Annotated in this window: 9 protein-coding genes; 5 read left to right on the top strand and 4 right to left on the bottom strand. The window is 71.2% G+C overall.

Annotated features, from left to right (window positions below):
- Positions 1–1,740 (bottom strand): alpha-glucan family phosphorylase (glgP, locus tag KY469_21215; protein MBW3665623.1); only part of this gene is annotated, 1,740 nt, incomplete at its 3' end.
- A gap of 26 nt (positions 1,741–1,766) precedes the next feature.
- Between glgP and KY469_21210 the strand changes: the two genes are divergently transcribed.
- Positions 1,767–2,600 carry an Fpg/Nei family DNA glycosylase gene (locus KY469_21210; GenBank protein ID MBW3665622.1) on the top strand — a complete coding sequence of 278 codons (834 nt, stop codon included), beginning with the start codon at positions 1,767–1,769 and terminating at the stop codon, positions 2,598–2,600.
- Entirely contained in the window at positions 2,597–2,986 is a 390-nt protein-coding gene (locus KY469_21205; GenBank protein ID MBW3665621.1) for a hypothetical protein, read from the top strand. The genes KY469_21210 and KY469_21205 overlap by 4 nt, the downstream gene beginning before the upstream one ends.
- A gap of 30 nt (positions 2,987–3,016) precedes the next feature.
- On the opposite strand, the gene KY469_21200 is transcribed toward KY469_21205, so the two are convergent.
- The 3 genes from KY469_21200 to KY469_21190 all read right to left on the bottom strand — a co-directional run bounded on the left by KY469_21200 (position 3,017) and on the right by KY469_21190 (position 6,400).
- The gene (locus tag KY469_21200; protein MBW3665620.1) at positions 3,017–4,444 is read right to left on the bottom strand and encodes an NAD(P)/FAD-dependent oxidoreductase; all 1,428 of its coding nucleotides are present in this window, start codon (positions 4,442–4,444) and stop codon (positions 3,017–3,019) included.
- Complete coding sequence (locus tag KY469_21195; GenBank protein ID MBW3665619.1) at positions 4,437–5,297, bottom strand: MBL fold metallo-hydrolase; 861 nt, start codon at positions 5,295–5,297, stop codon at positions 4,437–4,439. The genes KY469_21200 and KY469_21195 overlap by 8 nt, the downstream gene beginning before the upstream one ends.
- A 101-nt stretch (positions 5,298–5,398) precedes the next feature.
- Complete coding sequence (locus KY469_21190; GenBank protein ID MBW3665618.1) at positions 5,399–6,400, bottom strand: cyclic nucleotide-binding domain-containing protein; 1,002 nt, start codon at positions 6,398–6,400, stop codon at positions 5,399–5,401.
- Between the two features lie 154 nt (positions 6,401–6,554).
- Here KY469_21190 and KY469_21185 point away from each other — a divergent pair, with 154 nt between their 5' ends.
- Genes KY469_21185 through KY469_21175 form a run of 3 tightly spaced genes read left to right on the top strand, consistent with a single transcriptional unit; the run spans position 6,555 to position 11,979 of the window.
- Complete coding sequence (locus KY469_21185; GenBank protein MBW3665617.1) at positions 6,555–7,901, top strand: response regulator; 1,347 nt, start codon at positions 6,555–6,557, stop codon at positions 7,899–7,901.
- The gene (locus tag KY469_21180) at positions 7,901–10,360 is read left to right on the top strand and encodes a sensor histidine kinase (GenBank protein MBW3665616.1); all 2,460 of its coding nucleotides are present in this window, start codon (positions 7,901–7,903) and stop codon (positions 10,358–10,360) included. The genes KY469_21185 and KY469_21180 overlap by 1 nt, the downstream gene beginning before the upstream one ends.
- The gene (locus KY469_21175) at positions 10,357–11,979 is read left to right on the top strand and encodes a UDP-3-O-acyl-N-acetylglucosamine deacetylase (GenBank protein ID MBW3665615.1); all 1,623 of its coding nucleotides are present in this window, start codon (positions 10,357–10,359) and stop codon (positions 11,977–11,979) included. Before KY469_21180 ends, KY469_21175 begins: the two co-directional genes overlap by 4 nt.
- Positions 11,980–12,079 lie beyond the last annotated feature (100 nt).

Genomic DNA, 12,079 nt, shown 5'->3' with positions numbered 1-12,079 from the left:
GAGGGACATCTCGTAGTCCTCGACGAAGAGGATGCGGCCGTGGAAGCGTTCGTCGCGCGACAGCTCGTGGATCTGCCGGATCAGGTCCTTGCCGGCGTCGTCGAGGGGGTGGGCCTTCCCCGCGACGATGATCTGCACGGGGCGCTGGGGGTCGTTCAGGATCCGGGCGAGCCGGTCGGGGTCGCGCGCGAACAACGTCGCGCGCTTGTACGTCGCGAAGCGGCGCGCGAAACCGATCGTCAACGCACCGGGGTCCAGGATCGCGTCGGCCGCCTCGAGCTCGCTCGGCGCGGCGCCGCGGCGTTCGAGCTGGGCGCGGACGCGGCGACGGACGACGTCGATCAGCTTGTGGCGACGCTGCTGGTGCAGATGCCACAGCTCGGCACCGTCGACGTCCTGGAGACGGCTCCACAACTCGTCGTCACCGGGCTCGTGACGCCAGCGACCGTCCAGGTGACGGTCGTACAGCTCACTCATCTCCCGCGAGATCCACGAGGCCAGGTGCACGCCGTTCGTGACGTGACCCGTGGGGACCTCGTGGCGGGGCAGATCGGGCCACAGCCCCTGCCACATCTGGCGTGTGACCTCGCCGTGGAGACGGCTCACGCCGTTGACGCGGGCGGCCAGCTTCATCGCGAGGACGGTCATGCAGAACAGCTCGCCCTCGTCGCCCGGGTCCTGGCGCCCCAGTGCGATGAACCGGGCCAGATCCAGTCCGATGCTCTTGGCGTACACCTCGAAGTAGCGGGCCAGCAGGTCCGGCGCGAAGTAGTCGTGGCCTGCCTCGACCGGCGTGTGGGTCGTGAAGACGAGCTTGGCCGAGGCCGCTTCGGCCGCTTCGTCGAAGCTGACCTTGTGCCGGTCCATCAGGCGACGGATCAGCTCGAGGCCGAGGAAGGCCGAGTGCCCCTCGTTCATGTGGTAGACGGTCGGCTCGTGACCGAGCGCATCGAGGGCGCGGAACCCCCCGATGCCCAGCAGGATCTCCTGCCGGATCCGCATCTCGGAGTCCCCGCCGTACAGGTGGTGGGTGACGCGCCGCTGTTCGGGCGTGTTCTCGGGGACGTTCGCGTCGAGGAGGTACAGCGGCACGCGGCCGACCTGCGCCCGCCAGACCTGTGCGACGAGCGGCCCTTCTGGGAACCCCAGCTCGACGGTCACGGGCTCGCCGTCGTCGGCGCGCTCGAGGGTCAGCGGCAGACCGTGGAAGTCGTTGCTCGCGGGGATCTCCTGCTGCCACCCCGCGTCGTTGAGCCGCTGCTCGAAGTAGCCCTGCTGGTACAGCAGACCCACCCCGACGAGCGGGAGCCCGAGGTCACTCGCGGACTTCAGGTGGTCGCCGGCCAGCATCCCCAGCCCCCCGGCGAAGATCGACAGGCAGTCGGTGACGCCGAACTCGGCGGAGAAGTAGGCGATCTCGTCGCCGGCGTCGTCGCCGTACCTGTGCGCGAACCAGGTCTCGCGGGTGTCGAGGTACTCCCGCAGGCCCGTGTGGACCCGGTCGAGGTCGTCGAGGAAGCCCTGGTCCTCGGCCAGCTCCTCGAGCCGCTCCTGGCCCACGGCCGACAGGAGCGCCACGGGGTTGCGGCCGGTCCGCTCCCACAGCGATCCGCCGAGACGGCGGAACAGCGCGACGGACGCGTGGTCCCAGGACCAGTGCAGGTTGTCCGCGACCTCGCGCAGGGGCTCGAGCTCCGGAGGCAGGGCAGGGACGACGGTGAAGGTCTGGATCGGCTTCATGGCGGCCCACGGTAGCGTGGTCGTCGATGCCCGAACTTCCCGAGATGCAGGGGGTCGCCGAGCGGCTGGACGCCGTCTTGGCCGGCTACCGTCTGGTGGCCGCCGACGTGCTGCAGTTCTCGGCGCTCAAGACCGTGCAACCGGCCCCGGACGACGTGGTCGGATCGGAGGTGACCGGGGTCGGACGCCGCGGGAAGTTCCTCGTCCTCGACCTCGGGGGACCCCGCATCCTCGTCCATCTGTCCCAGGGCGGACGCGTCACCGTGGAGGACCCGCCCAAGACCACGCGACCCCGGACGGGGGTGGTGCGCTTCCGGTTCGAGGACGCCCCGTCCGTCCTGATCGTGGAGTACGGCACGGAACGCAAGGCCGGATGGTGGGTGTTGGCGGACGGGGACGACGGGCCGCTCGCGAAGCTCGGTCCGGAACCGGACAGCGAGGAGTTCCGACGGTTCGTCGCGACCTCCGACGACACCCGCCGGTTGCACACGACACTGCGGGATCAGCGGACGGTCGCCGGGATCGGCCGGGGGTACACCGACGACATCCTCAACCGGGCACGTCTGTCACCGTTCGCGTCCCTGGGGAACCTCGACGGGGACGAGCGGGCCCGACTGCTGGACGCCGTCCACGACGTCCTCGCGGAGGGCCTCGACGCCGAACGGGAACGCACCGGTGGGCTCCCCACGAAGCTGGGTGACCGCTGGGTCGTGCACCACCGGCACGGCGAACCGTGCCCGGTGTGCGGGACGCAGCTGCAGCGTGTTTCCTACGAGTCCTACGAGCTGACGTACTGCCCGGACTGCCAGACCGACGGCAACATCCTGAAGGACCGCCGCATGTCGAGGTTGCTCAAGTGACGAGGGCCGTGCTGATCGTCGCCGTCGCGGTGTTGCTCGCCGCCTGCGGCGGGACGAGCGAGCCCACCGCCCGGGACACCTCCCCCGCCCAGGACGGCTCCCCGACATCGTCCTCGGAGGCTGCGTTCACCGGGTCCCTCGGCGGGGACGCGCAGCTCGAGGGCGGCTGTGCGTGGCTGGAGACCGAGACCGAGGGACGCGTCGAACCCCGCTGGCCGGACGGCTACCGGGTCGCGTTCGAGCCGGTCCGCCTGCTCGGGCCCGACGGCGAGGTCGTCGCCGAGGAGGGCGACACCGTCACCGTCCGTGGCGCGATCGCGGGCGATGTGATGACGATCTGCCAGGTGGGACCCGTCCTGCGTGTCACCCAGGTCGAGGGATCGTGAAGCTGCTCCGTCGGATGCGACGGGATGTGTTCACGATCGCGAGTGGCGCAGGGCCGACTCGGCGGCGCGGAGACCGCACATGCCGTGCACGCCGCCGCCGGGCGGCGTCGACGACGAGCACAGGTACAGGCGCTCGCCGACCCGGTAGGGGTCCACGGTGACCCGCGGACGGAACACGTAGCGGAACAGGCTGTTGGCGCCGCCGGAGATGTCACCGCCGACCATGTTGGGGTTGTGCGCCTCGTAGTCCGTCGCGGTCATGACGTGGCGTTCGAGGACGACGTCGCGGAAGCCGGGCGCGAACCGTTCGAGCTGGGCCTCCATGCGGTCGGTCATGTCGAAGGTCGATCCGTTGGGCACGTGGCAGTAGGTCCAGAGGGTGTGGCGTCCCTCGGGGGCGCGGGTGGGGTCGAAGACCGTCGGTTGCGCGACGAGCATGTACGGCCGCTGCGGGTGTTCGCTCCGCCCGACGGCCGCCTCCGACGCGGCGATCTCCTCGAGCGTGCCGCCCAGGTGCAGGGTCCCGGCGCGCGCCGCACCCTCGGCCCTCCACGGCACCGGCTCCGACAGGGCGTAGTCGACCTTGAACACGCCCGGACCCCGTGGGAACGCCTCCAGCTGGCGACGGACGCGGCCGGACAGCCGATCACCCGCGATCCGGACGACCTGCTGCGGGTCGGTGTCGAACATCACCAGGTCCGACGGAGGCAGCTCGCCGAGCGAGGTCACCAGCGTCCCGGTGCGGATCTCGCCACCGAGGGACCCGAGGTAGGAGGCCAGCGCATCCGCGATCGACTGGGAGCCCCCCTCCGCCGCGGGCCACCCGACCGTGTGCGCCCCGAGCGTGATCATGACCCCGTAGGCGGCCGTCACCGGTCGGGACAGGTCGAGGAACGAGTGGGCCGCCGACCCCGCGAACACGGCGCGGGCGCGGGGCCCGTCGAAGCGACTGCGCGCGAGCACGGTGGCGGGCAGCATCGCCTGCAGCCCGAACCGCGCGAGCAGGATCGGGTGCCGTGGCCGGTGGATCACCGGGCGCATCAGATCGTCCATCAGGTCGTCGAACCCGCGCACGAGCGGCCCGAACGTGCGCCTCCACCCGTCGGCATCCCCCTCGTCGAGCTCGTCGGTGGTGGCACGCACGTCCCGGTGGACCAGCACCGCCGGACCGTCGTCGAGCGGGTGGGCGAGCGGGACCTCCGGGTGCACCCACCGCAGGCCGTGGTCCTCCAGCGGGAGGGTCCGCAGGTACGGCGACGACGCCGCGAGCGGGTGGATCGCCGAGCACACGTCGTGGACGTACCCGGGGAGGGTGAGCTCCTCCGAGCGGCTGCCCCCGCCGATGCGGTCCGCGGCCTCGACCACGAGCACGGACCGGTCGGCCTGGGCCAGACGCACGGCCGCGGCCAGCCCGTTGGGACCCGACCCGACGACGACGGCGTCGTAGCGGTCAGCCACGGGTTCTGGCGGCCGGGGCCAGGTCCAGGACGTCGCCCTCGGCCGCGGCGGTCACGGGGACCGCAGCGTCCGCCAGGTCGGCGACCAGACGGTCGAGCTCGTCGTCGGTGCGGGGCGGGTCGTGGTGGAACAGGACCAGCTGGCCGACCTCCCCGGCGGCCGCGAGCCCGACGGCGTACGCGATCGTCGAGTGGCCGAAGTGGGCCCGTTGGGCGAACTCCTCGTCGGTGTACTGGGCGTCGTGCAGCAGCAGGTCCGCCCCCCCGACCAGCTCGAGGGCGACGTCGTGGTAGGGGCCCCAGCCGTCGGGCCCCGGGCCCAGCTGGTACGGGTGGTGGTCCGACAGGTAGGCGAACGAGGTGCGACCGTCGCTGATCCGGTAGCCGAAGGTCCGGCCGCCCTTGTGCGGGATCTCGCGTGCGAGCACCCGGAAGCCCTCGATCTCGTGCTCGCCCTCCGGCAGCGTGTGGAAACGCCAGTCCCCACGTAGCTGGTCGGGGCGGATCGGGAAGCTGGGCGGCGACATCTGACGGCCCAGCAGCTCGACCGCTTCCACTCCCTGGTCGGGCAGGTAGAGGTCCACCCGCGCTGCCGGGTCGTCACCCGACCGGAAGAACGGCAGTCCGTGCGTGTGGTCCCAGTGCAGGTGGCCCAGGAGGATGCTGCCGTCGAACGGGCGACCGTCGAGCAGTTGCCAGACGCGACGCAGGCCGGTCCCGGCGTCGACGAGCAGGGTCGGGGACGTCGCGTCGTCGTGGGCGACGGCGACGCACGAGGTGTGACCCCCGTACCGCACGAAGTCGGGTCCCGGAGCCGGCGTGGAGCCCCGGGCGCCACAGATGTGGAGTCGCACCGCCGCCTCTCGCTCGCCTCAGTCGGGGACCACCGCGACCCTACAACGGGTCAGCGTCTCGGAGGGCGCCAGGAGACCGACGTGACCGGGGGACCCGATGCTCAGCCGGCTTCCTCGCGCCGGTGACCCTCCGCGAGCGCGACGAGCGCGTCGTGGTCGACCTCGTCGGCGGACGCGACCGCGACCTTGGCCGGGGTCACCGCGCGCAGCGTCGAGGTCCGCTTGCCACCCTCGATGATCGCGCGCTCCCCGAGGATCGCCCCCGGCCCCACCTCGGCGACGACCTCACCGTCGACCTCCACCGCGAGCTGCCCGTCCAGCAGGAGGAAGAGGTCGGCCCCCCACGCTCCCTGCTCGACCAGCGCTTCGCCCTCCTTGACCTTGCGCTTCTTCGGCTTCCCCCCGCCCATGATCACGCTGGACAGCTCACGCTCCAGCTGGCTCTCGACCTCGCTGACGACGGCCGGGGAGTCCCCGGCGCCCCACGGACTGTTGTCGCCGAAGTGCTCGTTCACCCACGTCTTGAAGTCCATCAGGCCGCTCTTGGCCTCGAGCTTGCCCTCGTCGTCGTAGAGCCAGTGACGCGGGAACGGGCTCGCCCCCACCAGTGCGCGCTCCGTCCGTCCGTCCGCGTGGAGGGTGAGGCTCAGCGTCGTCCAGGTCGTCGGAGCGACCCACTGCACGAAGGGTGGACGCGTGACCGGACGGGGCATGGGGGCGCCGGTGCGACCCCCGACGGTCTGCTGGAACCGCACCCACCCGTCACCGACCTCCGGCTCCGGGCGGATGTCGGGGAACGCGACCGCGGCGAAGGTCATGCCCTTGCCGCCCAGGTTCACGGTGGTGGCGCCCATGAGTATCCCGCCCGACCGCCCGTGGTCCACGATCCGGCCGTCCTCCACCTCGATCCAGCCCTCGAGGCGGTTCGCGTACCGGTAGGCGTCCTCATCGCGCAGCCGTTCCAGGTGGACGCGACCCTCGATCATCTCGGGGGGCGGGGCGTCGTAGTGGCTGAGTCGCAGGTCCATGCCAAGCTTGAACGGTCCGGTCATGGACTCGGACGGGATCCACGAGATGGTCGTGGCGGAGGACTCGACACGCATGGCACTGCTCCCGGTGGACGGCTGCACGCAGCCTCGCGCAGTCACCTCCGACCGTCGAGGGTGCGAACCGGTGTCCCGTGTTGGGGCTGGCACCACCACGAGATCGGGTGATCACCCCCTCGACCGGAGGCGCCCGGTCCCCCAGCATGTCCGCATGCCCGACCAACGCATCCCCGACCAACGCATCTCCGTGTTCCTGGCCGACGACAACCTGATCGTCCGCGAGGGCGTACGCGCGCTGCTCTCGCTGGAGGACGACCTGGAGGTGGTCGGCGTCGCCGCGGACTACGACGAGCTGATCGAAGGGGCCGGCAACGCCGAGCCCCAGGTCCTCGTCACCGACATCCGCATGCCCCCCACGTTCCAGCGCGAGGGCATCGACGCCGCGAAGGAGCTGCGCAAGCGCCACCCGGGGACCGGGGTCGTGGTGCTGTCCCAGTACGACGACCCGGAGTACGCGATCTCGCTGCTGTCCGAGGGAGCGGCCGGGTACGCCTACCTCCTGAAGGACCGCCTGGCGGAGGGCGACCAGCTGGCGCGGGCGATCCGTGAGGTCGCGACGGGGGGATCCGTGCTCGACCCGAAGATCGTGGAGGCGCTGGTCAACCCGGTGCGCAGCGAGAACGAGCTCACCGCCAGCGAGGAAGCGCTGCTCCAGATGGTGGCCGAGGGCAAGCCGATCAAGGCCATCGCCGTCGTGCGGGACACGACCCCGACCGCGATCGCCGACGACATCGAGCGGCTGTTCGTGAAGCTGGCGGAGGGCCTGTCCGCGGGCAACGCCGCCAGCCTCGACCGCCTCAAGAGCCTCCAGCAGGCGATCGTCGACCGTGAGGAGCAGGGCGAGTCGCTGAGCCGGCTCCTGCCGGGCGGCATCGCCGACAAGCTCCGGCTCGAGGGGCGGCGGATCGGCGAGACCGAGCGGCTCGAGGTCACCGTGCTGATGGGTGACATCCGGGGGTACTCGTCCATCGCCGAACGCACCGATCCCAGCCTGCTGGCCCGTCAGCTCAACGAGCACCGCGCGGAGATGAACCACGCGATCCTCGGCAACGACGGCACCGTCATGCAGTTCGTCGGGGACGCCGTGATGGCCGTCTTCGGGGCGCCGGTCGCCCAGGAGGACCACGCGGATCTCGCGTTGCGGGCCGCCCGGGTCATGCACGAGGCGCAGGAGCGCGTGAACGAACGCTGGGCTGCCGAGGAGCTCGAAGCGTTCGAGCTCGGGATCGGGCTGTCGACCGGCCAGGTCGCTGCCGCCCTCCTCGGCTCGGAGGAACGGATCGAGTACTCCGTCGTCGGCGACACCGTCAACCTCACCCAACGCCTCCAGCAGTGGGCCGAGCCGGGGCAGACCGTCCTCAGCGAGCCGACCTACCGGGCCCTGTCCGAACCGGTCGACGCCGAACCCCTCGAACCGCAGCTGGTGAAGGGGCGGCAGACCCCGGTGATGGCCTACCGCCTGTCGGCACTGACACAGCGGGTCACCGCGGGCGCCTGATGGTGGCGTACCTGCCTCTGCTGCTCATCGTCGGTGTGCTCGCCCTCTGGCTCCACCGGACCGGGCGGATCCGGTCGGGACCGGCGCTGTGGGCCGGCCTGGTGTTCATCGGTGCCCTGGTCGTGAACCGGAGCGTCGATCCCGTCGGAGTACTGGCTGCCGTACTCCTCGCTGCGATGATGCTGGGCCGTTCCGAGAACCCACGCGTCCGCGGGCGGGCGGACCGCGTGTTCTACGCGTTGTTCGCCGGGTTCGCCGCCATGGCGGTCATCTGGCTGATCGCGGGGATCCTGCCTCTTCTTGCCCGGAACGTCCCCGCGGTCGAGGAGGCGTTCGTCCGCTGGGGCGGAGGCACCGACATCGCCGAGGTCCGGACGGAGGGCCGCGGACCGGGGACGTGGCCGGTCGTAGGTGAGGCGATCCAACGCACGACGACGGCCGAACTCGGCAGCGCCATCGGCGGAGGCGAGTCGCTGAGTGGACCCGTGATCGGGATGCAGTACGCGTTCAGCATCATGAACGTGGCTCTGGGCATCTTCCTCATGGTCCTGCGACCGCGGGACACCGTGGCCCGGCTGCTCGCACTGGGGATGGTCGGCACCGGGGCGGTCTTCAACAACGAGGCGCACTTCGCTCGGGATGTCATCCCGTGGATCGATCCGATCCACGGGTTCGGGTTCCACGGGGTCGCCGGGATGACGTACCTCGCGGCGATCGTGCTGTTCCCGGACGGACGGCTGAAGCCGGACTGGCACCGGCTATCCCTGCCGAGACGCGCCGCACGGGTGGCGTACCTGACCTTCGCCTTCGTGATCGCGGCGTCCTGGATCATGAACACGCACGGTAGGGATCCGGTCGAGTACATCGCGGTCTTCGGGTTGCTCATCCCCGTTTTCGGTCTGGCGTCCCAGGTGGGCAAGTTCCGTCACGCTGACAACGACGTCGACCGCCGCCAGTCGCGGCTGCTGGCGACCACGCTCGTCGCGGCTCTCGCCGGCGCCGTCACGTTCGGTGTCCTGGCCGTGGCTCTGTCCGTCCCCGGCACCGGGGTCGGTGGGCTCCAGACGTTCATCATGAACGCGTTCCCGGCGCTGTTCGGGGCGATCCCGGTGATCCTGTTCGTCATCCTGATCCGGTTCCGGCTGTGGGACATCGACCGGGTCATCAACCGTGGTTTCGTCTACGGCGGGCTGGCCGGGTTCATCGGTGTCGCGTACGTGAGCATCGTGGTCCTGGGGAGCGAGTTCGTCACCCAGGGCCGCAGCGACCTGTGGCTGTCGGTGCTCGCGACGGGCATCGTGGCGGTCGGGTTCCAGCCGCTACGCGACCGCCTCGGCGCGCTGGCGAACCGGCTGGTGTACGGACACCGGGAGACGCCCTACGAGGTCCTGGCGAGGTTCTCGGGACGGGTCGCCGAGACGTACGCAGGTGACGACGTGTTGCCTCGCATGGCGCGGATGGTCGCGGAGGGCACGAGCGCCGCACGTTCAGAGGTGTGGGTCGTCGTCGGTGGTCAGCTCGTGCGGGCCGCGGCGTGGCCACGCTCGGATGACGGTGCTGACGGTCCGCCGGGACGTGTCGCCATGACGGGCGACGAGCTGCCCACGATCCCCGGCGCCGACCTCGCGGTGGCCGTCAGCCTGCAGGGTGGGCTGCTCGGGGCCTTGACCGTCACCGCACAGCGCGACGAACAGCTGACCCCGGAGGGCGGACGACTGCTGCACGACCTCGCGTCCCAGGCCGGCCTGGTCCTGCGCAACATCCATCTGACTGAACAGCTGCGCGAACGTCTGCGCGTCCTGTCGCGGCGGGCCGAGGAGCTGCGCGACTCACGACAGCGGATCGTCAGCACCCAGGACGCCGAGCGGCGTCGGATGGAACGCGACATCCACGACGGCGCCCAGCAGCACCTGGTCGCGTTGGCGGTGAAGCTCCGCCTCGCCCGCACCGTCGCCGAACGCGACCCCGAACGTGCGAGACCGATGCTCGACGAACTGCGGGAGGAGGTCGACGAGGCGTTGGAGACCCTCCGCAACCTGGCCAGAGGCATCTACCCCGCGGTCCTCGCCGACCGAGGGCTGGTCGCGGCGATCCGCAGCGCCGCCGAGCGCTCACCGCTGGACGTCCGCGTCGTCGACCGCGGTATCGACCGCTACACCCAGGAGATCGAGACGGCCGTGTACTTCTGCGTCCTCGAAGCCCTACAGAACGCCGCGAAGTACGCGTCCGCCTCACAGGTCACGGTGGAGCTGTCCGCCGACACGGACACGCTCACCTTCGAGGTCCGCGACGACGGCGTGGGGTTCGAGCCGGCGACCCAACAGCGGGGGCGCGGGCTGCAGAACCTAGAGGACCGACTGGCGTCCCTCGACGGGGCCGTGACGATCGGTTCACGTCCAGCGGCCGGGACGACCGTCGTGGGGCGGGTCCCGCTCCTGGTCCTGGAGCCGGTCGGATGAGCGACCGCGCGCTGCGGTGGACCTCCCGGGTCCTGCTGGGGATCGCGGTCGCCCTGGTCGGGCTCTCCCTGTCGGTGGACATCCTGGCCGGTCGGTCGTTCGGGGAGCTGATCCGGAACTTCTCGCTCTTCGGGTACGTCATGGCGACGACCTTCCCGGCGGTCGGGGCCGTGATCGTCCATCACCGGCCCCGGCACCCCGTCGGGTGGATCTACGTGGCGATCGGGACCGGCATGCTGTCCGGCCTGGCGCATCAGTACGCCGAGTGGGGCCTCAGCGACCCGGCCGACCCCGCGCCCCTCGCCATCCTCGCCTCCTGGATCGGAGGGTGGGCCTGGATCGTGAGCATCGGGCTGTTCCTGACCTTCGCCCTCCTGCTGTTCCCGGACGGGCACCTGCCCAGCCGTCGCTGGCGCCCGGTCGCCGCCGCCGCGGCCGCCGGCATCGTGCTCCAGGCCCTGGACTTCGCGATCGGTGCCTGGACGATCCGCGGGATCCAGGTCGTCGAGTCCGGCGACGCATCGGTCGCATCCGGCCTGCCCGACCCGCTGGCGACGATCGGCTCCGCGCTGCTGTTCACGACGGCGATCCTGTCCGTGGGCTCTCTGTTCGTCCGTCTACGCCGAGCCGACGCGGAGCAGCGACAGCAGATCAGGTGGGTGGTGTTCGCCGGGGCGGTGGCTGTCACGACGATGGTGCTGAACATCGTCCTGGGTCCCAACGACGATGACAGCGGTAACTGGGCGATGATCGTGGCCGCCCCCCTGATCCCGGTCGCCACGGGCGTCGCGATCGCGCGGTTCCGGCTCTACGACTTCGACCTGGTCCTCAACCGGACGGTCCTCTTCGGACTGCTCGCCAGCTTCATCACCGCCGTCTACATCGGGATCGTCGTGGGCGTCGGTCTCCTGACCGGCTCGCGCGCGGACGACCCCAACGTCGGGCTGTCGCTCCTGGCCACCGCCGTGGTCGCAGCCGCGTTCCAGCCCGCACGGCAGCGAGCCCGCCGGATCGCCAACCGCCTCGTCTACGGCCACCGGGCCACGCCCTACGAGGTCATGGCGGACTTCTCGGCCCGTATGGCCGAGACCGTGTCCACCGACGAGGTGCTCCCGAGGATGGCCGAGGCAGCCGCCCGGGGCGTCGGGGCCGGATCGGTGACCGTCACGGTCGACCTGCCGACGGGGGGTCACCGGACCGCGACCTGGCCGCCCGCGTCGGACGCGAGCTCGGGTCCCGACCACGTGGTCCTCGTGGAGCACCAGGGTGAACGGGCGGGCACGATCGCCGTCCGGATGCGACCCGGCGAGCGCCTCGACGCCGACGACGTCGACCTCCTCGAACAGGTCCTGGCCGGCGTCGCCGACGTACAGGGCCCGCGCGCCCCCGAGGTCGAAGGAGAAGCGGTAGGGGTTGCGAAAGCCGTAGGCCCAGATCTCATCCCGCCCCGGCTGGCCCACGAGTTCGCCACCCACAAGGCGCTCGACCTGATCGGCGACCTGGCGCTGCTCGGCCGGCCGGTCGTCGCGCGGTTCGTCGCCTGGCGGACGGGGCACGCGGAGAACCGGGCGCTGGGACGCAAGCTGCAGGGCATCGGCAAGGCGGTGCCGGCGCCGTAGAACAGGCTGGAGTGTCGGCGTGCGTGGCAGATGAGCCGAGGCCGGGGGCGTAGGGCACGGCGCTCTCGTCGCGCCGCTCGGCATCATTCCTACTTCGGGG

It is taken from the genome of Actinomycetota bacterium (assembly GCA_019347575.1).
Lineage (GTDB): Bacteria > Actinomycetota > Nitriliruptoria > Nitriliruptorales > Nitriliruptoraceae > JAHWKY01.
Note: the sequence above shows the minus strand (reverse complement) of the source record. Positions and strands in the feature narration are given on the sequence as shown.

Bases quoted from the DNA above. Each gene is read 5' to 3' on its own strand.
- KY469_21190 (MBW3665618.1), bottom strand. From the start codon at position 6,400: ATGCGTGTCGAGTCCTCCGCCACGACCATCTCGTGGATCCCGTCCGAG.
- KY469_21180 (MBW3665616.1), top strand. From the start codon at position 7,901: ATGGTGGCGTACCTGCCTCTGCTGCTCATCGTCGGTGTGCTCGCCCTC.
- KY469_21210 (MBW3665622.1), top strand. From the start codon at position 1,767: ATGCCCGAACTTCCCGAGATGCAGGGGGTCGCCGAGCGGCTGGACGCC.
- KY469_21175 (MBW3665615.1), top strand. From the start codon at position 10,357: ATGAGCGACCGCGCGCTGCGGTGGACCTCCCGGGTCCTGCTGGGGATC.
- KY469_21185 (MBW3665617.1), top strand. From the start codon at position 6,555: ATGCCCGACCAACGCATCCCCGACCAACGCATCTCCGTGTTCCTGGCC.